Source organism: Nostoc sp. FACHB-280 (assembly GCF_014697615.1).
Lineage (GTDB): Bacteria > Cyanobacteriota > Cyanobacteriia > Cyanobacteriales > Nostocaceae > Nostoc_B.
On sequence record NZ_JACJSD010000009.1, the window covers coordinates 50,012 to 71,356 of the forward strand.

Annotated in this window: 14 protein-coding genes; 9 read left to right on the forward strand and 5 right to left on the reverse strand. The window is 40.1% G+C overall.

Translation table 11 applies throughout. The features are described from left to right. Positions 1 to 475 precede the first annotated feature (475 nt). On the forward strand, positions 476 to 1,957 hold the full coding sequence (locus H6G75_RS08825) for a S8 family serine peptidase (protein WP_190979571.1): 1,482 nt from the start codon (positions 476 to 478) through the stop codon (positions 1,955 to 1,957). 76 nt (positions 1,958 to 2,033) lie between these two features. Here H6G75_RS08825 and H6G75_RS08830 read toward each other — a convergent pair whose 3' ends face one another. Both H6G75_RS08830 and modA read right to left on the reverse strand, forming a co-directional pair. Further along, positions 2,034 to 2,750 carry a PEP-CTERM sorting domain-containing protein gene (locus H6G75_RS08830; protein WP_190979572.1) on the reverse strand — a complete coding sequence of 239 codons (717 nt, stop codon included), beginning with the start codon at positions 2,748 to 2,750 and terminating at the stop codon, positions 2,034 to 2,036. Between the two features lie 78 nt (positions 2,751 to 2,828). Next, entirely contained in the window at positions 2,829 to 3,731 is a 903-nt protein-coding gene (modA, locus tag H6G75_RS08835) for a molybdate ABC transporter substrate-binding protein (RefSeq protein ID WP_190979573.1), read from the reverse strand. A gap of 278 nt (positions 3,732 to 4,009) precedes the next feature. Between modA and ilvD the strand changes: the two genes are divergently transcribed. Both ilvD and H6G75_RS08845 read left to right on the forward strand, forming a co-directional pair. Further along, on the forward strand, positions 4,010 to 5,701 hold the full coding sequence (gene ilvD, locus H6G75_RS08840) for a dihydroxy-acid dehydratase (protein ID WP_190979574.1): 1,692 nt from the start codon (positions 4,010 to 4,012) through the stop codon (positions 5,699 to 5,701). A 144-nt stretch (positions 5,702 to 5,845) separates the two neighbouring features. Then, a complete protein-coding gene (locus tag H6G75_RS08845) occupies positions 5,846 to 6,874 on the forward strand; it encodes a tRNA-dihydrouridine synthase (protein WP_190979575.1) in 1,029 nt (342 codons plus the stop codon). Positions 6,875 to 7,111: 237 nt separating this feature from the next. Here H6G75_RS08845 and H6G75_RS08850 read toward each other — a convergent pair whose 3' ends face one another. Continuing rightward, positions 7,112 to 7,921 (reverse strand): SDR family oxidoreductase, encoded by an 810-nt coding sequence (locus H6G75_RS08850; protein ID WP_190979576.1) that lies wholly within the window; start codon positions 7,919 to 7,921, stop codon positions 7,112 to 7,114. A 183-nt stretch (positions 7,922 to 8,104) separates the two neighbouring features. After that, a complete protein-coding gene (locus tag H6G75_RS08855) occupies positions 8,105 to 9,487 on the reverse strand; it encodes an ATP-binding protein (RefSeq protein WP_190979577.1) in 1,383 nt (460 codons plus the stop codon). 86 nt (positions 9,488 to 9,573) lie between these two features. Here H6G75_RS08855 and H6G75_RS08860 point away from each other — a divergent pair, with 86 nt between their 5' ends. From H6G75_RS08860 to H6G75_RS08880, 5 genes are all read left to right on the forward strand, one after another. Further along, positions 9,574 to 10,266 (forward strand): response regulator transcription factor, encoded by a 693-nt coding sequence (locus tag H6G75_RS08860; RefSeq protein WP_190979578.1) that lies wholly within the window; start codon positions 9,574 to 9,576, stop codon positions 10,264 to 10,266. A 651-nt stretch (positions 10,267 to 10,917) separates the two neighbouring features. Further along, positions 10,918 to 12,501, forward strand: a complete 1,584-nt coding sequence (locus H6G75_RS08865) for a heme peroxidase family protein (RefSeq protein WP_190979579.1) — start codon at positions 10,918 to 10,920, stop codon at positions 12,499 to 12,501. Between the two features lie 500 nt (positions 12,502 to 13,001). Further along, positions 13,002 to 16,964: an Ig-like domain-containing protein gene (locus tag H6G75_RS08870; protein ID WP_190979580.1), complete on the forward strand. Its 3,963-nt coding sequence runs from the start codon at positions 13,002 to 13,004 to the stop codon at positions 16,962 to 16,964. Between the two features lie 155 nt (positions 16,965 to 17,119). Beyond that, positions 17,120 to 17,257, forward strand: a complete 138-nt coding sequence (locus H6G75_RS08875) for a hypothetical protein (protein ID WP_242051484.1) — start codon at positions 17,120 to 17,122, stop codon at positions 17,255 to 17,257. A gap of 23 nt (positions 17,258 to 17,280) precedes the next feature. Then, positions 17,281 to 17,991 (forward strand): hypothetical protein, encoded by a 711-nt coding sequence (locus H6G75_RS08880; RefSeq protein WP_190979581.1) that lies wholly within the window; start codon positions 17,281 to 17,283, stop codon positions 17,989 to 17,991. Positions 17,992 to 18,174: 183 nt separating this feature from the next. Here the strand turns inward: H6G75_RS08880 and dacB are convergent, their stop codons facing one another. After that, complete coding sequence (dacB, locus tag H6G75_RS08885; protein ID WP_190979582.1) at positions 18,175 to 19,662, reverse strand: D-alanyl-D-alanine carboxypeptidase/D-alanyl-D-alanine-endopeptidase; 1,488 nt, start codon at positions 19,660 to 19,662, stop codon at positions 18,175 to 18,177. 393 nt (positions 19,663 to 20,055) lie between these two features. On the opposite strand from dacB, the gene H6G75_RS08890 reads away from it, so the two are divergent. Then, complete coding sequence (locus H6G75_RS08890) at positions 20,056 to 21,324, forward strand: MBOAT family protein (protein ID WP_199337769.1); 1,269 nt, start codon at positions 20,056 to 20,058, stop codon at positions 21,322 to 21,324. Positions 21,325 to 21,345 lie beyond the last annotated feature (21 nt).

The window sequence follows — 21,345 nt, forward strand, 5'->3', positions numbered from 1 at the left end:
TGTATTTATTTTTACTATTAATACGAATTGACAAAATAATATTTATAATGCTTTCTGACTAAAAATAGTATAAAAAACTACAAAGAGAAATTAACTGTCTTATCTGTCTGATGACAGTTCTTAACTTGTGGCTTAAATGTCTTATCTGTCTTCATATTTTTTTACAGAAAATTAGAAAAATCTCTAAAAATTCGGTTTATCCTGCTTTACTTTTATTTGAAATTCCGCCTTGTAGTTCTATTAATACCAACCACATAGTTTTGCTACCAACTTTTATGGTAATATCTGGGAATCTTGAATTCAAGGACTTCCAAAAATTAACTTATTCAATTGGAAGGGAAGAGGAGATGAATAGGCTACTTCTCTTTTCAAAGCTTATGGCATCACTCCTGAATCCTAACTTCTTTAATCACTTAAAATTTGGCTACTCCCAACTTTTAAGTTAGCAGCAATTTATTCTGTGAAAATATCCCCTATGGTTTCTGAACAAAAAAATATCAATATTATTTCCAGCTTAATTAATAAATCTCATCATCCATTGAGCTTGAGTTTAGCAACAAATCATATATCAATAGCACACACATCTCTTCCCATAACTATTAGTACTAGCTCTAATACAACCACGTTAAATAATCAAACAACCCAAGTTTCTACTCCACCAGACCTAATAGTACAAAATACAGTGGCTCCAAATTCGGTAGCTGCTGGTAGTACGCTCAACATTAACTATCAAATCAAAAACCAAGGCTCGGAGAATGCTTTTTCTAGCTACACTTTGTTTTACTTATCTCACGATACAAGTGTGAGTGATGATGATTTGTATTTAGGCTCTGATGAAATTGCTAGTCTAAATCCAGGTGCTTACAGTTCCAGAACAGTCACTTTTAGTATTGAGAAGAATGCCGCCGCAGGTAGTTATTATTTGTTGTACAAAGCAGATGCTAACAACAATGTAGTTGAAACTAATGAAAATAATAATATTGTTGCTAAAGCGATCGCGCTCCAGAATAGTTTTAGTTCAATTAATGGTTATGGCTTGATTAATGCAGCCGCAGCTTTAGCTCAAGCTATAGGTCAGACAACCTTTGGAGATGTCCCTGACTTGGGAGGACTCAATTGGGGTGCAGACCTGATCAAAGCACCAGAAGTTTGGGCTAAAGGATATACCGGTGCAGGAATTACTGTTGCAGTTGTAGATAGTGGTGTTGACCGCAACCATCGAGATTTAAATTCTAATATCTGGAAAAACACCAAAGAAATAGCAGGTAACAATAAAGATGATGATGGCAACGGCTATATTGATGATGTTTATGGTTGGAACTTTGTTAGCAACAACAACAACACCCTAGATAAGAATGGTCATGGTACTCATGTTGCAGGTACAATCGCCGGAGTAAACAATAGCTTTGGTGTCACTGGCATTGCCTATAATGCCAAAATTATGCCAGTGAAAGTGTTGAGCGATAATGGTTCCGGCTCTGATAGTGCGATCGCCAATGGTATTCGTTATGCGGTGGATAATGGCGCTAATGTAATTAACGTCAGTATTGGCAAGGAGCAGCCAAACACTGATATACAATTAGCTGTTGAATATGCCAGCAGTAAAGGTGCGATCGTTGTGATGGCGGCGGGAAATGCTGGTGCTTCTACACCATACTATCCGGCCAGCTATGCTCAAGCTTGGGGATTGGCTGTGGGAGCAGTTGATCAATATGGGACGACAGCAGATTTTTCTAATCGCGCCGGTACTGAACTACTGAGCTATGTGACAGCCCCTGGTGTTGGAGTTTATTCCACACTTCCTGGTAATAAGTATGTTTCGTGGAACGGTACATCTATGGCTACTCCTCATGTTGCTGGGGTAGTAGCCTTGATGCTCAGTGCAAATAAAAATTTAACTGATGCCCAAATACGTAAGATAATCACAGCCACAGCCAGCAATAGTTTGACAGCATAAGGTTTAGGAATCAAGGGTATAAGGGTTTTAAACACTTACACCCTTATACACCTATACCCCTTCACCCTACCTAAAACTAACAACTCTCAGCTTTTTTACGCTTCAACCAACTACCTACCAACCCAGCAAGGACGATACCACCAATAGTTGTTGGTTCAGGTACCGCCTGATTTCCAGAACCTTGTGAATTACCATTACTGACTCGGTAAACACTTACATCATCTAAGTTTAACCAGTCATGTCCAGTACGGCCGGAAAACTTTAACTCTGTAGCGGTGGATTGGGCAATGAAATTCAGCGTGTATTTTTTGAAATTTTGTAGGGGATCAATATCTAGAGTGAGGTTAGTTAGTTCTAACAATTTCTGTCCACCTGCAAATACTTGAAAGATATTATCCAAACGAGGTGCTTCTTCTACAGAGGCTAGATAAAAACTGAGTTGGTACTCTTTATTCTTTTTGGTAGCGAGAGTTTGTGAAAGTGAACCCAATGTTCCAGGCGCAGTGTAGTTAAACTCAACGCTGCGTAGACCATTAGTCAGAGGGTTGGGATAGTTTGACAAGCGAACCGAATAAGTACCAATGTCCGTCACACTACCATTAGTCCATCCGGTAATAAAAGGATTAGGTACAGTAGGATCATAGTCTGGGTTGACTAGTGGGTCTATTTCAAAATCTCCATTCTGGACGAGATTCACTCTAGCTGCTTGCGCTCGCGGAATGTAAGCACCAGTAATTACAATGGCGCTAGTCATACCAAGAAAGATAATTCCCAAATTTTTCGCTGATTTCATCAGATTTTAACTCCAAAAATTCCAAAAAACGAGATTTACAAAATATGCGATCGCAGATATACCCTGATGAGTTCTGGGTTAGGGAACACCAAATTTACGGTTAATAAACCTAGTTCTCGCTGTACTACTGGATAAATAGTTGGCAAAACTAGTTGCTGCTGATGAGTTTGCCGTTCTATTGAGTACAGCTGCTGGATAGACAATGGCGTTGTGGCAGTTTTGTGGCGCAGTAGCGATAAAGGCTGTGCTATTAGAAATAGCTTGGTCTGTGGTGTAAACTATGCCTGCATCAATTGTGTTGCCATTCAGGGTTCTATTCTGTACTGCTGCTAAGACGTTACGTACATTGCTGGCGAAAACTAACTTGTTGGCAGTCGTGCTATTTAGGAGTGTGTTATAAGTACCTCCACCACAACCACTCAGGGTACTTTGAAGAACTTGTTGAGCATAGGCTCCTGCGGGTACAGTTGCGGGATCTCCGATTGCAATACCTCTTCTACCTGTTCTTCCAGAACCATTTGTTAATTGATCAAAATTAGAAATGGTGGGACTTGGTGCCGGAGCAGTCGGCGTATTTGGTCTAATTAAGACTAGACGGTTAGTTGCAACAGTCACAGGCCAACCTGAAGCCAATTGTCCTGCTGCTTGCAGGCTATTCATTTGGGTTGTCGCCGCCGAAATAAAAATGTCTGGGATGCCTGCTGACTGGTTAGCTGGTAGATTTATTTGATTGAGTAACGCACCAGAAGAATCAAAAGTATTGACAAAAGTGACTCCCAAACTGGGGTTAGCAGCAATAAAGCTACTTTCAATTTCTGGTATTACTTCTGATAAACTAACTGCGGCAAAAACTCGTAAGGTAACTGCCGCCTGTGCCTTTTCGGTTGTTTGATTGAGCAGGGGTAAGCCAATTACTAAAACCAAGCTGGTAATCGCCGCAGTTATCCAGGTGATCAAACCTCTTCTTCGAGTTAGAAACATGCTGAATCGTTTAGTTGGTGTAAGGTTGATGCAGGCGTATATTACCAACCACAGAGGCTATTTACCAATATATTTGGTAATAATACTATGAGCAATCCTACCAGGGTTGGCCGTTATTACCAACATATCTGGTAATAAAACCTTGACAAAACACTGTGGTGAAAATTCGGCAATAAATAAATGATCAACACTGAGGTTAATACTCTTGTGTGCTGCGTTGGCATGAGAAAATCAGATAATACGATCGCAATACAAGCGATAAAGTCAAAGGAAGAAAGATGTCGGATAATTTGAGAAGCCGGGTTGTAACACAGGGTGTACAGCGATCGCCAAATCGAGCGATGCTCCGGGCTGTTGGGTTTGAAGATGCCGATTTTAACAAAGCAATTGTCGGTATTGCCAATGGTTACAGCACTATTACCCCTTGCAATATGGGGATAAACAAATTGGCACAAAGGGCAGAAGCTGGTATTAAAAGTGCTGGAGCTATGCCGCAAATTTTCGGAACAATTACCATCAGTGATGGCATTTCGATGGGAACAGAGGGGATGAAATATTCCCTCGTGTCAAGAGAAGTGATTGCCGATTCCATTGAAACTGCTTGTACTGGACAAAGCATGGATGGCGTATTGGCAATTGGTGGTTGTGATAAAAATATGCCAGGAGCAATGCTGGCGATCGCGCGGATGAATATTCCCGCGATTTTTGTCTACGGTGGTACAATCAAACCCGGACATTACAACGGTCGTGATTTAACTGTAGTCAGTTCCTTTGAAGCGGTGGGACAATACAGTGCTGGCAAAATTGACGAAGCTGAACTAACAGCCGTTGAACAAAATGCTTGTCCGGGTGCGGGTTCCTGTGGCGGGATGTACACAGCTAACACCATGTCTTCGGCATTTGAAGCAATGGGGATGAGTTTACCTTATTCTTCCACAATGGCAGCCGAAGATGCCGAAAAAGCCGACAGTACGGAAAAATCTGCGTTGGTGTTAGTCGAAGCAATTCGCAAGCAATTATTACCACGCCAAATTATCACCCGTAAATCTATAGAAAATGCTATTGCGGTAATTATGGCAGTTGGCGGTTCCACTAATGCAGTATTGCATTTTCTGGCGATCGCCCGCGCGGCTGGTGTGGAATTAACCATCGACGACTTTGAAACTATCCGTGGTCGAGTACCTGTATTGTGCGATTTAAAACCAAGTGGTAAATACGTCGCTACAGATTTACACAAAGCTGGCGGTATTCCTCAAGTCATGAAAATGCTGCTGGTACATGATTTGTTGCATGGTGACTGTATTACCATTACTGGTCAAACCATTGCCGAAGTGCTTGCCGATGTGCCGAATGAACCTAGTCCAGACCAAGATGTGATTCGTCCTTGGGATAAGCCGATGTATGCTCAAGGTCACTTGGCGGTTCTCAAAGGTAATTTGGCTACAGAAGGTGCTGTGGCGAAAATTACCGGGGTGAAAAAACCAGTCATTACCGGCCCAGCTAGAGTTTTTGAATCAGAAGAATCTTGCTTAGACGCGATTCTGGCAGGCAAAATTAAAGCTGGTGACGTGATTGTGATTCGTTACGAAGGCCCCAAAGGCGGGCCAGGAATGCGGGAAATGTTGGCTCCTACCTCCGCAATTATTGGTGCTGGCTTGGGTGATGCTGTCGGATTAATTACCGATGGGCGTTTCTCCGGCGGTACTTATGGGATGGTAGTTGGTCACGTTGCACCAGAAGCAGCTGTGGGTGGAGCGATCGCCTTAGTCGAAGAAGGTGATAGCATCACCATTGATGCACCATCACGGCTCTTACAGTTGAATATTTCTGATGAAGAATTAGCCCGCCGCCGTGCTAATTGGCAACCCCGCCCACCTCGTTACACTAAAGGCGTATTGGCCAAGTATGCCAAGTTGGTATCTTCCAGCAGCCTTGGTGCAGTGACAGACTTAGGTTTGTTTGATAGTTAATCAACCGCAGATAGACGCAGATCAAATAATCTCTGCGTCTCTGCAAGACTAGATGAATGTACCTGATTGGGATGAAAAACGCTGTAAGAGTTCGAGAGAGTTCTTACATAAATCTTAGGATTTTCAGCAAGCCCTACTTAATATATGTTCCAGGTATCGCTTCCCCAATCCCTCCACTCAGATTTACCTCTCACTGCCCTTGCACCTATGCAAGATGTGACAAATCTCAAGTTTATGAAGGTCATTGCTCATTACGGCAACCCTGACTACTTCTTCACTGAATATTTTCGCGTCAATGAAACATCTCGGCTGAATCCCAAGATTCTGGCATCTATTACAGAAAATGATACTGGTCGCCCTGTTTTTGCTCAAATGATTGGCGAAAGCATTCCTGATTTAGTCCGAACAGCAAAGGAACTCTGTGGTTACAATATCGCTGGAGTTGACTTAAACATGGGTTGTCCCGCACCGAGAATCTACCGTAAACAAGCTGGAGGTGGATTACTACTGGTGCCAGAAAAAGTAGATCGCATTTTGGCGGAACTCAGACAAGCAGTTAATGACCGACCTTTAAGTGTCAAAATGCGCTTGGGCTTTGAAAATAGCGATACTTTTTTCCAAATTCTCGATATCATCAATCGCCACAGCATTGATTTGTTGAGTTTACATGGTCGCACGGTAAAAGATAGATACCAAGGCAGGGTAAATTACGCTTTGATTGCCCAAGCGGTTAGACACGTCAATTGTCCCGTCTTGGCTAACGGAAATATATACTCGGCAGCACAAGCAATCTCGGTACTTGAGCAAACAGGTGCGGTTGGTGTGATGGTAGGCCGTTGGGCAATTGGTAATCCCTGGATTTTTCATCAAATTCGCCAAGCATTGCGCTCTGAGCCAATTACGCCTGTTCCTTTAACAGAAGTACGCCACTACATTGACCTTTTATACCAAACTCCAGAAGCACCCAATATTCCAGAAAGAGCGCGTGTCGGCTACCTCAAACTATTTCTCAACTACATTGCTCTCAGTGTTGACAGCCAAGGTAATTTCCTGCGACTAATGCGACAAGCGCAGACCGAAGTTGAACTTTTTCAGATATGCGATCGCTTTTTGTTAGCTGACCCTGCACAGACTTTAGCCTTAGCTCCTTTAATAACCAGAGACTTAACCTGACTGTTCAAGATAGGAATTAGGAAATTGTATTTGAGGAGCTTAAACGGTGGAAACCTTCTGGCGACAAGAAACGGTCGAATCTAAAACATACATTACTCCTAATACAATTTCACTTTAAAAATGATACGGATATGCAAGTAGCGCCTCGACTTCGCTCGGCGACCAGAAGCAGAGTTGCAGAGGAAGCGATTTCTGTCAGTAATTTCGTGAAATGGTATAACTCATTACTCATCACTTTTAAGTGGCAGTTGTCTTGCGAATGGTAGCAGCAGTAATACGATCAACCAATCCTGGCACAATTAGCTTTGCCCAAGGCAGTATCTTACCCTTCAAAGTCATGATATGTTCTCGTTTACGGCGCTCCATTGCCCAGATAATTTGACGCACACACTCTTCCACCGACATATTGCCTTGGCTTTCATCACGCGGACTTTTACCTAATGGTTTTCCATCTGCGCCCAAGGCTCGTTGGCGAATATCTGTGGCGACAAAACCCGGCGAAATAACCACTACATCTACTCCTGTTTGGTGCAGTTCCATCCGCAATGTGTCAAAGAAACCTTGCATAGCATGTTTACTAGCAACGTAACCTGTACGAGTGGGTACACCTGTTTTGCCGCAAATTGAAGAAATTGCCACCAATAGTCCTCGACTGGCTTTCAGGTAGGGCAGGGCATAATGAGTACAGTAGACCGCACCCAGATAGTTAACCTGCATTACCCGTTCAAAAATTGAAAGATCAGTCACTTCATCAAAGCAAGTCAGCATTCCAATGCCGGCATTGTTGATTAAGATATCAATCTTTCCAAACTTAGCGATCGCTTTTTCCATCAACTGCTGACAAGCTTCTGGTTGAGTGACATCTGTCGGGACTGCAATCACCTCCGCAGGATAATTTGTACAAGCACTCAGCGTTTGTTCTAATCCTTCTTGATTGCGAGCAGCCAAAACTAAATTTGCACCCTGCTGGGCTAACGAAATTGCCAGCGTTCGGCCAATTCCAGCCGATGCACCCGTGAGAACAATGGTTTTGTTAGCAAATATCACTTTGTGTCCTTTGCGCCCTTTGCGGTTTAATAACTACTCACACAGAATTAATTAATTTTTGCGTAAGTCCTGTACTAAGATTTTTACTCAGTACTCAGCGAGAAGTTGCGTGCGCGGGTTCCCCGCGTTGAGCAAACTTCGGTGACTTTCAAGCTAGGAGTATACCTTCACAATCTTGCATCCTTATGTGTTTTCTTGAGGAATCATAATCGTAAATGTCGTACCTGTACCTACTTGACTTTCTACGATAATTTCTCCTTGATGTAGCTCTACACATTTTTTGACAACTGCTAACCCTAATCCTGTTCCAGCAATATTTTCAACATTTTGGCATCGGTAAAAAGGCTGATATATTTTATGTTGCTCTGCTAATGGAATACCAATTCCTTGATCAATAACTTGAAAAGTGATCAGTTCCGCTTCACATTTTAATATTAAATAAATTGCGGTTGCATTATTTGAATATTTAATGGCATTTAATAACAAATTACTGAGAATAGAATACAAAAGCTTCTCATCAATATTAGCTTTAAAAATAGAACCAATTTTTTGAAATCTGATCATATTTGCTTTTGTAGCAAAAAGCTGTAAATCTTCTACTAAATTCAAACAAAAATTTTCTAAATTTATTACTTGTAATTTAAAATCTAACTGTCCTGCTTCGGCTCGCGTTAAAATTAATATATCCGTTAATATATGATTCATGATTTTAGCAGAAGATTGAATACGAAAAATATTCTTTAAATGCTGTTCATCTACTAAATTTTCGAGACTTTCATTTAATAACTGTGATGAAAGTAAAATTATACTTAAGGGTGTCCGAAATTCATGAGAAATCATAGAAAATAATTGAATCTTTAAATCACCTATTTTCTTTTCTTGAGCTAAAGAAAATTCTAAGTCTCTAATTCGCTCACGTTTAATCCATTGCTTTTCCAGAATTATACATAAACCAAGAATTATGATTAAAATTAAAAATGTTGTAAAAATTTCTATAAAAACTCGGAAATAAATACTTTGTTTTGATTGCTCTAATGAATCTTGGAGATGAGTTTGTTCTTCTGCTTTAATTTCTGCAATGACCTGTAAGATTTTTTCGCGAATCTGAACACTACTAACAGTAATATTATTTTGTACCGAAAATGCTTTTTCATCTTTTTGGTAAAGTTCTATAGATTGCTCTAACAGAGATAATCTCTGATTGACTAATAAATTTAAACTGACCAATCGTTTTTCTTGACTACCAGACTCATGTATTTGTTTTTGTAATATTTGCAGTTGAGAGCGCATATCTGCCGTTGCATGATAATAACGCTGCAAATCTTGACTACTACCTAAAAAAATATATCCTCGTCTAGCTGATTCTGCGGCGGTCATTGCGCCATAGAAATTTGTCAAAGCATTGAGAGTTTGATATGTCTGCTGCACCCTGTTAGCTCCAGATTTGATTTCATCTGTGTTCTTTAACGAAACAAAACAGATAATTACCATCAGCAACAGAGTTAAACCAAAACCTCCCATAATCCATTTTCCGGGGAAAGTCCATTTGATCAATTGCTGAGTCATAAATTGAGTTAAACAATATTTACTTATACATGATAAATTTAAGGCATTGCTGATATATTTGCCTGTTACTCAATAAAAGATCAAATATGCGGATTTTAGTAGTTGAAGATGATATTCAACTCGCAGAAGTACTAGCAGAAGCACTCAACAGACGGCAATATGTGGTGGATATTGCTAAAGATGGAGAAGCAGCTTGGAACTCTACACAATCTATGAAATATGATTTGATAGTTCTGGATATAACCTTGCCTAAGCTAGATGGAATTAAGTTTTGTCACCAGTTACGAACTGTCGGCATCAACAATGCTGCACATCGTAATGCGACTATACCAGTGTTAATGTTAACAGCCCGTGACACCGTAGCTGACAAGATTGCTGGGTTAGATGCTGGCGCAGATGATTATGTAGCCAAACCATTTGATTTAGAAGAGTTAATGGCTAGAATTCGTGCATTACTTAGACGAGGTACTTCCAGCAGCACAATGAGTCTGTTATGGGAAAAATTGTACCTAAATCCTAGCACCTATGAAGCTACTTATGATGGCTATCCCCTATCATTAACTCTCAAAGAATATGCAATTTTAGAATTACTGGTGGCTCATGGTAGACGAGTACTAAGTCGTTCTAGCATTATTGAACAAGTTTGGTCAGTTGATGAATCTCCTGTTGAAGAAACAATCAGATCCCATATTCGGTGCATTCGACAAAAGCTGAAGGCGTTAGGTGCAGCAGAAAACTTCATTGAAACTGTTCATGGACTAGGATATCGCTTGAAATAGTCATCATGATACTCATCTCATTAGCAGCGTTGAAAATTTAGTCAGGATTCTCTACACGAAATATACACAACCTCTACACGAGGATTGCACATCAATATAATATTATGATGTTTGACCTTAAAAAGATAAATATCAAATTTAATCTTTAAGTATTGTATTTGATGTTTAATTGCCTCTATTTAATCATTTATCAGGGTTCATAAAATTTACGTGATTTGGAGTCATTAAATAAAACTGAGTTGACTAAGCTTATGAATAAATGTGACCGTGGCAGTGGTAGATATTACAATCTGATTTTAATTAATGAGATTTGTTCATTTATTACTTTCTGTAATTTTTAAATAAGCTAATAAAAACCTCTATTTTCTCTGTAAAAATAATTACCACTGTCCTGTAAGTTTGCTGTTGTTATAGATTTTAATTGGCAAATTTAATACAGGAAGAAGGTAGGTTAGCTTGCAAAGATAAAGGTTTAGCATTGCCTTGAGGTTTTTATTATTTTTGTGTTTTCCCTTATTTTTAAAAGTAAAATCCGAGATTAATTCTGTGTTTTACAAGGACTGTGGCTGACGTAAATAGATAGAGTCAGTTTTGTGCATATTTTATAACTGCACATACTTGGTTGTTTGTTAAATAGTCCTAATGAAAATTATGAATAGCCCAAAAGTTAAAGGCTCAAAAGATAAAGCACTCTTGAAAAAGAAAATCCTTTCTGTGTTAGCGATCGCTATTACTGCTATTTTTTCTATCGGTGTGATCGTGGGTGGTTTTCTTGACCGAGAAGTGAAAGCACAGTCTGTTGATGCAACTCTACCCAGTAGATTCGGCCGGATGTTTCGTAATCTACCACCCTTTGCACCACCCAGCCCAATTGTTAAAAATGCTCTGATGGAAATGGGTAAACCAGGGGGTATCTTAGATGCTAAAGACAATTTAGCCGCAGGGCCAATAGCCCTGATCACTGATCCTACTCTCAACGTTAACAATCCCAACAACCCCACCCATACAGCTGGTACAACCTTTATGTCCCAGTTTTTGGATCTTGACATTACCTTTGATACGACATCTCGACTAGGCCAAGTAACACCTCCAGTCTCCGCCACAAACTCTCGAACCGCAGCCTTTGACCTTGATAATATCTACGGTTCTGGGCCGATAGGTTCGCCAAATCTCTACGACCCTAAAGATCCAATTAAGCTGAAACTTGAAAGTGGCGGCTTGTTTGAGGATTTACCGAGAGACGCAAACAATCGAGCGATTATTGCCGACCCACGCGGCGATCAGCATCTTATTATCAGTGGATTGGTAACTGCGTTCTATAGCTTCCACAACCATCTGGTGGATTTGGTTAGATCCCAGTCTCCTAATACCTCGAACGATGATGTTTTTCGTCAGGCTCGTCAATTGACCACATGGCACTACCAATGGACAATCCTCCATGAATTTTTGCCCCTGGTAGTTGGTCAAGATATGGTAAATGACATATTAAAAAATGGGCGTAAATTTTATAATCCCTTGCCAAATAGAGGATTTATCCCGGTTGAGTTTCAAATTGGTTATCGTATCGGTCACAGTATGATCCGGCCTTCCTACCGAGCTAACTTAGCTGGAGACAATGGCAAGCCATTCTTTGCATTCATTTTTGATCCTTCTCAAGAGGGAAAACCTGATCCAGATGACCTCCGTGGTCGAGCAAGAGCAGCACGACGCTTTATTGGCTGGCAGACATTTTTCGACTTTGGAGATAATCAAGTCAGACCGAATAAATTAATCGATACGAAAATTTCTAGCCCACTGTTTAACTTGCCACTTCAGACTATTGGTTCAGGTACTCCTCCGACTTCACTTATCCAACGTAACCTGCTCCGACACCTGACTTGGTTACTACCATCTGGTCAAAGCATTGCCCAGAGGATGGGTGTACCTGTACTCAGTAAGTACGACTTGGCAGAACTGCGGAGTATTTACCCTACCTTCGATACTTCCACACCGCTTTGGTACTACATCCTCAAAGAAGCTGAACTGAAAGAAAAAGGCTTGCATCTAGGCCAAGTTGGCGGTCGGATTGTTGGTGAGGTAATTATCGGTCTGCTTCAGGTTGACCCAAATTCTTATCTCAATGTAAATCCGTCTTGGGTGCCGACTTTACCCACTAAAACTGGTAAACCTCAAGATTTTCGGATGACTGATTTCTTAACTTTTGCTGGGGTAGATCCGGTTAGTCGTGGTCAGTGATGTTATTGTCGGACTTTTCATAAGTTTGGTTTATTTCCACCGACCTAACTACAACTGAGCAGCTTGATAAAATATCCAAACAGTAAAGAAAGCAGGTGAGCATAACTCACTTGCTTTTTGCTTTTTTATAAAAATAGGACTTACGCAAAAGTATGAAAAAACGAACCGCAAAGGACGCATAGACACGAAGTGGCTTCCCGAAGGGTAGGACACAAAGTTATAAGAGTTTGAGAGAGTTATTGCGTAAGTCCTGAAATATTCTCTAAATTTACCTGTTCCTAGTATTTCCTTAACCTTGATTAAGTAAATTTTCGGGGACGATTTACACAGAAAAATTAGTCTCTACTTAATTTGCTGTATATACAAAAACACTCAATGCAGTCGCATAGAACTTGTTTTATCGGGACTGCTTGATTGAAGCGTAATTCTATGTTTACGAGCGAAGCACATCTGGCGATCGCTCTAAATTTCATGAGCTATACATCTGAGGAAAAATAATAATGTCGATTCAATTTAATGGCTCTTATTCTGAGAACTTTGATACTTTGGCATCTTCTGGGAATAGTAGTGTACTTCCTAATGGTTGGGCATTGTTAGAAACTGGAACCAGTGCAAATGTCAACGGACAGTACACGGCTGGTACTGGCTCTAATAACGCAGGGGATACATATAGTTTTGGCGCGACAGGTTCTAGTGAGAGAGCTTTTGGAAGCTTGCTTTCAGGTACGATAACTCCTACAATCGGCGCAAACTTTACAAATACAACAGGTAGCACAATTACAACATTGAATCTGTCCTATAGAGGTGAACAATGGCGTTTGGGTGCAACTGGTAGGGCTGATCGCTTGGATTTTCAGTACAGTCTGGATGCAACATCTTTAAATACAGGAACTTGGGTAGATGTTGATAGTTTAGATTTCAGTTCCCCTGTAACTACTGGAACCGCAGGAGCATTAGATGGAAATACTAATAGCAGCCAAATCACCGCAAGTATTACAGGGCTAAATATCCCTAGTGGAGGCACCTTTTGGTTCCGTTGGGTGGATTTTAACGCCTCTGGTTCAGATGATGGTTTGGGAATTGATGATTTTTCGCTTTCTACTGGGGTTACACCGCCTGCGGTTCCCACAGTGGCGATCGCAGCTACAGATGCAACCGCCGCCGAAGCAGCAGCCGACCCCGGAACTTTCCGCATCACCCGCACAGGCGATACAACTAATGCGCTGACTGTTAATTACACGGTTGGGGGTGGTGCAAATCAGACAGACTACACACCAAACTTGACGGGTAGTGTTGTCATCCCTGTTGGACAGTCCTTTGTGGATATCACAATCACACCCGTGGATGATTCGCTGCTGGAAGGGAATGAAACAGTTACTCTGACACTTGTAGACACTGCGGATTATGATTTAGGTGCAACTGCCACAGCCACCGTAACAATTGCTGATAATGATGTTGCGCCTGGGGCAATTCGTATTCATGATATTCAAGGCACTGCACATATTTCACCCCTCAATGGCCAAGGTGTGGTGAATGTCGCCGGGATTGTTACAGCGATCGCTTCTAACGGTTTCTACATCCAAGACCCAAATCCCGATAACAATGATGCAACTTCTGAAGGGATTTTTATCTTCACCGGGACTACTTCTACTCTTCTCAGCGCCCGCACAGTTGGCGAAGCGGTTTTAGTTAGTGGTACGGTATCAGAGTTTCGTCCTGGTGGTAGCTCTAACAACCTGACTATTACTCAAATTGGCAATAATAACAGTGTACAAAGCCTGAGTGTGAGTGCTTGGACGGATGCACCAACTACAACTATTACTCCAACAATACTGGGCAATGGCGGACGGACGATTCCCACCCAGGTAATCAACGATGACTTTGCTACTAGCGGTAATGTAGAAACCAGTGGAGATTTCGACCCTGTAAATGAAGGTATTGATTTCTACGAAAGTGTAGAAGGGATGTTGATTCAAATTAATAATCCCGTGGCGACCTCTCCCACTGCCAACTTTAGTACTTCTGAGGAAATCTGGGTACTGGCTGACAATGGAGTTAATGCCACAAGCCGGACTGAGCGCGGTGGTAGCTTGATTACAGCCACCGACAGTAACCCAGAACGGATTCAGATTGATGATTTAATCAATGGCACAGTGACATTACCTGATGTAAATGTCGGCGCTCAACTCAGTACAATTACAGGTGTGGTTAGCTATGATTTCAACAATTATGAAGTCCTAGTTTCATCTGCACCGACGGTAGTACAGCCATCTACTCTGCAAAGAGAAGTTACAAACTTAACAGGCACTGCTGATCAATTGACGGTTGCAACTTTCAACGTGGAAAATCTTGATCCGGGTGATGGTGAAACCCAGTTTAATAACTTGGCTAACCGAATTGTGAATAACTTGCGATCGCCTGACATTATCTCTCTAGAAGAAATTCAGGATAATAACGGGGCGACAAATGACAGTGTAGTTGATGCCAGTGTAACTTTTCAGACATTAATAAATGCGATCGCCCAAGCTGGCGGCCCTACCTACGAATATCGTCAAATTAACCCAGTGGATGATACCAACGGTGGTGAACCTGGGGGTAATATTCGTGTCGGCTTCTTGTTTAACCCCAATCGCGTCAGCTTTGTTGACCGTCCTGGTGGTGGTTCCACTACGAACATTTCCGTTACTAATGCTGATGGTACTCCTACCCTTTCTACTAGTCCTGGGTTAATTGACCCGACAAACCCCGCTTTCAACAGCAGCCGTAAACCTTTAGTTGGTGAATTTGTCTTTAACGGTCAAAGTGTTTATCTCATTGGCAATCACTTTAACTCTAAAGGTGGCGACCAACCTTTATTCGGGCCAAATCAACCGCCAGTCCTCAGCAGTGAATCGCAACGCCAGCAACAAGCCACAATTGTCAGAAACTTTGTGCAAGAGATTTTGGCAATTGACCCGAATGCGAATGTGGTTGTGCTGGGTGACTTGAATGATTTTGAGTTTTCTAATCCTCTCACCACATTAGAAAGTGCGGGACTGACTTCTTTAATTGAAACTCTACCTGCAAACGAGCGTTACACCTATAACTTTCAAGGTAACGCCCAGGTACTTGACCATATTTTGGCAAGTCAGAACTTGGTGAATAACTTAGATGGCTATGATGTAGTTCATATCAACTCAGAGTTTTTTGATCAAGTTAGCGACCATGATCCTGTAATTGCCAGGTTCAATTTACCACCAGCCAACCAACCACCAACGGCGGTGATATTTAATAATACTGTTACCAGCATCAACGAAAATACAAATACCACCAACCGCATCAAAGTTGCAGACATCGCCATTACTGATGATGGACGAGGCACAAATAACCTGAGTTTGACTGGTGCAGATGCGAGTTTATTTGAAATCGATAATTCTGTATTGTATCTGCGGGCTAACACTAACTTAGATTTTGAAACCCGTTCTAACTACAGTGTAACGGTGGCTGTTGATGATCCGACAGTTGGTAATACTCCCGATGCTACTACTAATTTCTCCTTAGCTGTCAATAACGTCAACGAAACACCAATTGCGAATAATGACAGCGCCACCACCACTGACATTCAACCAGTCATTATTAATGTCTTAGCTAATGATAGCGACCCAGATAGCAATCCCCTGACTATCAACAGCTTTACCAATCCCACAACAGGTACTTTAGTCAGAAATAACGACAACACCTTTACTTACACACCGGAAATTGGCTTTACTGGGACTGACAGTTTTACTTACACCGTTAGCGATGGCAATTTAACTACCACCGCTACAGTTAATCTGACTGTTACCCTTGGTAGTAATCAGATTAACGGCACTAACGGCAGTAATATACTTTTGGGAACTAGCAGAGTTGATGTTATCCGAGGTTTGGGGGGTAACGATATTATTAGCGGTTTAGGTAATAACGATGTCATCTATGGTGGAGATGGCAATGACATGACAGATGGTGGCGCTGGTAATGACAGTCTCTATGGCGAGAATGGCAATGATATTCTGACTGGTGGAGATGGCAATGACACCGTGAATGGTGGTGCGGGTGACGATATGCTGCTTGGTAATGGTGGTAATGATATCCTCATAGGTGGCTTAGGTCGAGATATTCTGACTGGTGGCAATGGTAGAGATGGTTTCTATCTCAATAATGGGGCGGGAAATGCCGATATTATCACTGATTTTGTATCGGGCGTTGATAGCTTTGTAATTTCGCAGTCAGAGTTTGGGTTTAACCAAGCACTAGGTATACTAGAGCCTAGTTTATTCCGTTTGGGTTCAAGTGCTGCTACAGCCAGCGATCGCTTTATCTACGACAGAAACACAGGTAAACTATTCTTTGATCAAGATGGTATTGGTAGTGTGGCGAAAGTTCAAATAGCGCAACTGTCTAATCGACCAACTCTGAGCAGTACTGATTTTACTGTGATTGCATAGTGGAGTCATAGTTATTACTTTTCAGATAGCCGACTTCTGCTAGAAGTCGGCTATCTTGTTGAAATCGAATGATTGAGGATGGCTATACTTAATCATATTTGGTGCGATCGCTCATCTCATGAATAAATTGCAATTACGATGTTGAGAGTATTGGGGTGGCGTTTGCCAAAATGGAAATGAAGATTGTTGCTGCCCATCTTTTACGCAGCTATGATTGGGAAGTCTTACCTAACCAAAGTTTGGCTTCAGTCAGAATTCCCTCAAATTGTCCTAAAGATGGGTTGCAGGTTTGATTTCAACCTCGGTGAGATTGTATATGACACCTGAAATAAATCTCAGTTTGCCGTCAGGAGTGTCTCAAAGTTGGCAAAGTATGAAAAATGTTGTCAACCAAGGGGTTAACTCTGTGAATAATTCTCTGCAACAAGTTGGCGAGTCTTGGCAAGAAACAGCTACAACAACCTTAGAACAAGCTAAATCTTCTATTGGTCAAGGTTTGCAAACTGCTGACCAATTTAAGAATACAACATCAGATGCAGTGGAACGTGCGATCGCCTCTTCCATTAACGACTGGCTCACACAACATCCCACAATGTTGCGCTTACTACACGCACTTAATTGGGCTGCAAATCACCCGATTATTAGTATAGTAATTATCCTCTTGAGTCTGGCGATTCTTTTTGGTCTGGTGAATGCAATTATTCGCTTATTTACAACAGCCAGTTTTTCTCTATTACAAGCACCATTAAAATTATTACAGGCTTTAATTAAATTTATTTTTATTAGTATAGCTAAACTTACTGGTTTTACTTGGAATAAAATCAGCCATCATCAACCAAGAGATAATACAAATACCATTCAAACTCTTTATCCAGATAAACAGCAAAGATTAGCTGAAATTTCCTCTCGGTTAGAAGCACTCCAACAAGAACAAAAACAACTTTTACAAGAAGCGACTGAAATCATTGCCACAGATAGCACAAATCTAGAAATTAGATTTAGCCAAAATCACACTAATGTTATTTAATCAATATTTCATCTGCGTCTATCTGCGGTTATTTTTATTCAAAAGATATAAAAAGCTATCACATCTAAAGTGATAGCTAATTGGTATATGAATCTTGAGGTTTATGTTATAGAAAGATGACTGAAATAATTGTTTTGCCAACTTTCTATTTCATTACCATAGCACATTGCCGTTTACGTAGAGCTAACAATTACGACGTAACTGTGTTAATAGGACAACAATCTCATCAACAGCTTGGCGAATTGTACTGGCTGGTTGGTCAGATTGATTCACGATAATGCTAAAAACTAACGGTTCATATTGTGGTGAATCTATATATCCTGATAAAGCAACTACTCCTCTTAAAGTACCTGTTTTAGCTTGCACAATTCCCTCTGCTGATGTGTTGCGAAAGCGATTTTGTAAACTACCACTCACCCCAGCTACAGGTAAAGTAGCACGAAAAACTTTAGCTTCTGGGGATACTGCGATCGCTTCTAACAATTGTACCAAAGCTTCTGGACTAATTAAATTTTTCCGCGATAAACCAGAACCATCAAATACGCTATAACTGTTGGGGTTAACTCCAAATTGAGTTAAGGTTTCTTGCATAATTTTCAAACCAACATCGGCAGTATTTTGATTTTTGGTTAATTGTTGTTTATGGGCTAAAGTTCTTAATAAAGCCTCGGCAAATAAATTATTACTATTAACATTAGTTTCAGTTAATAAATCAGACAAAGGCGGAGATTCAATTGCAGCAACTTCTCGTTCATTATCACCACCATTAGCAATAGATGTTTGCTGCACAGAAATTCCGTTTGCTGCTAAACTTTGGCGAAATTTACGTAAGAAATTTTGTGTAGGATCAAAAACTGCGATCGCACTAACTACTGGTGCAGCATTCACAGGTAATTGTCCTTGCAAATACAGCACCGCCCCTTTTAAATCACGCTTAATTTCTACTAATCCTGGTTCATCTTTCTGCACAGTTACAGAATTATTTTCGACTCGCCATTGATATGCTTCTGTAGGATCAGCCCATTTAATTTGTAATGGGTTGCCTACTGTTTGTGGCAACAAAGTTAACACGGCAGCATTTTCATTTAAAATTAAACTGTTAACTGGTGCGCCATAATCAGCTTGCACATCTTCCCATTGCCAACTCGGATTTACAATATCTCCTTGAAAATAACTATCATCAGCAATTAAATTAGTAATTTGAGTAATTCCCTGTTGGCGTAATTGCTTGGCTAATTCTGTTAATTGAGCATTTTTTAAACTCGGATCTCCCCTACCAACAACACGCAAACTACCATCAGCATCTTGATAAACAGAAGTACGAATGCGAAAATCTGCACCTAATTGTTTTAGTGCTGCTGCTGTAGTTAACAACTTAGTATTAGAAGCAGGAATAAAATATTTCTCACCATCACGGTTATAAAGAGTTTGACTAGAAACTAAATTTTTTACTAAAATTCCCCAACGGGCGCGACTAAACAAGGGACGATTAATAGTAGTATCTATCAGTGTGCCTAATTGGGCAGGGCAGACTGATTTTGTTGTAGATGTAGGGGAAGCTGAAGTTTGGGCTGTAACTGCTTGTTGAGTAATACCAATGTGCATCCCCAGAAACAGTAGCATTAAACTCAGAGAAATTTTGTGTGTTTGGCGATTAATTCTGCTCAACATTGGTTTTAGTATATTCACTCACAAGTATCGTTTATTTATTTAAGCATTGACTTTGGAACGAGTGAATACACCGAAGACAAAATTTACTAATCTCAACCACAATATACTTACTTATTCACACACATCTGCATCCTAAAACTATCAGTGTTATTCCCTACATACGATTTTTTCCTATTCTTTATAGGTACATTTGCTTGTGCCAGTTTTTTAAAATCTCACGTTCTGGCTTACAAATATTTTCTGTTAATTGTTAATGTAATTTTTTATGCTTTCTTTGGCTGGCATTTCCTAGAATTGTTAAGTGCCAATGTTATAACTAACTTTCTAATACTTGAAGGAATCAGCACAGATAAAAATAGACGCTTTTTTCTGGTCTTTGGTATAGTTATCAACTTGATATACCTGGGCTTTTTTAAATATTATAATTTTTTCATTGATTCTTTACAAGAAGTCTTAAATACATTCAAAATTTCCAGCGAAATTCCAATTTTACAAGTTTTAATTCCCGTTGGGATTTCCTTTTATACATTCCGAGTTATTGCTCATTTGATTGACTGCTATAAAAATCAACTTGCTTGTCCCAAGTTTTTAGATTATGCAGTTTACATTACTTACTTTCCGCAAATTGCGTCAGGGCCAATAGCTAGAGCAACGGAATTTTATCAACAGTTAAACAGCGAGAAGAAATATAATTATCAGATAGAAAGAGTCATTATTTTGATAATTTCTGGATTGTTTAAGAAATACACTTTATCGAGTTTTTTATTTAACTTTATCAAAGTACCGTTTCAACTACCAGAACAATACTCAAGTTTCGATTTAATTTTAGCTGCACTAGCTTATTCTTGCTATATATATGTTGATTTTAGTGGTTATTCTGATTTAGCAAATGCTATTTCTAGCTTGTTAGGATTTCCGCCAGTTCTTAATTTTAATATGCCTTATTGCGCTCAAAGTTTGCAGGAGTTTTGGCGCAGATGGCACATTAGTCTCTCAGAATGGTTGCGGGATTATTTATATATTTCCTTGGGAGGAAGCCGTAAGGGGAATTTGAGGAAACATTTTAATTTACTAATTACGATGGTAATTGGTGGTTTTTGGCATGGTGCAGGAGTGAATTTCTTGATTTGGGGGTTTTTACATGGAATTGGTTTGGTTTTTACTCACCTTGTGAAAGATTTGATGAAAAACTTTCAAACCAAAAAGCAATCTTATCAGTCTTTAACTAGCAGCCATATTATTGTTTTTTCACAGAGGAGTCAAACGCAAGTTTGGCTAAATTGGTGCCGATTTTATTTTCAACAAGCTGTATATATATTTAAGCCAATATTTGCTTGTGCTTTGACTTTTAGCTATGTAACTTTATGTTGGATATTTTTCAATACCTCTAACTGGGAAACTGCACTGAAATTTTTACAGCAGATGGTGAATTTCTCATCTAATTTGGAGGTGCGATCGCAATTTAATCTTTGGCAGTTATATATAACCTTCGCCATCATATTTATGATGAATTTTCATGGAGATAAAATTAGTATTTATTTACAAAATATCTTAGCCAAGCGTAATTTTATTGTTCAAGCCATACTTACATCTACTCTACTTTATATTGTGTTTAGATTAGGGCCGAATACCGTACCACCATTCGTTTATTTTGGCTTCTAATTCTTGAAATATTTTGAGATT

What these genes read in the sequence shown, in the direction of transcription:
- H6G75_RS08880 (WP_190979581.1), top strand. Translation starts at nt 17,281, where the DNA reads ATGACACCTGAAATAAATCTCAGTTTGCCGTCAGGAGTGTCTCAAAGT.
- dacB (WP_190979582.1), bottom strand. Translation starts at nt 19,662, where the DNA reads ATGTTGAGCAGAATTAATCGCCAAACACACAAAATTTCTCTGAGTTTA.
- H6G75_RS08870 (WP_190979580.1), top strand. Translation starts at nt 13,002, where the DNA reads ATGTCGATTCAATTTAATGGCTCTTATTCTGAGAACTTTGATACTTTG.
- H6G75_RS08830 (WP_190979572.1), bottom strand. Translation starts at nt 2,750, where the DNA reads ATGAAATCAGCGAAAAATTTGGGAATTATCTTTCTTGGTATGACTAGC.
- modA (WP_190979573.1), bottom strand. Translation starts at nt 3,731, where the DNA reads ATGTTTCTAACTCGAAGAAGAGGTTTGATCACCTGGATAACTGCGGCG.
- H6G75_RS08855 (WP_190979577.1), bottom strand. Translation starts at nt 9,487, where the DNA reads ATGACTCAGCAATTGATCAAATGGACTTTCCCCGGAAAATGGATTATG.
- H6G75_RS08865 (WP_190979579.1), top strand. Translation starts at nt 10,918, where the DNA reads ATGAATAGCCCAAAAGTTAAAGGCTCAAAAGATAAAGCACTCTTGAAA.
- ilvD (WP_190979574.1), top strand. Translation starts at nt 4,010, where the DNA reads ATGTCGGATAATTTGAGAAGCCGGGTTGTAACACAGGGTGTACAGCGA.
- H6G75_RS08860 (WP_190979578.1), top strand. Translation starts at nt 9,574, where the DNA reads ATGCGGATTTTAGTAGTTGAAGATGATATTCAACTCGCAGAAGTACTA.
- H6G75_RS08825 (WP_190979571.1), top strand. Translation starts at nt 476, where the DNA reads ATGGTTTCTGAACAAAAAAATATCAATATTATTTCCAGCTTAATTAAT.
- H6G75_RS08845 (WP_190979575.1), top strand. Translation starts at nt 5,846, where the DNA reads ATGTTCCAGGTATCGCTTCCCCAATCCCTCCACTCAGATTTACCTCTC.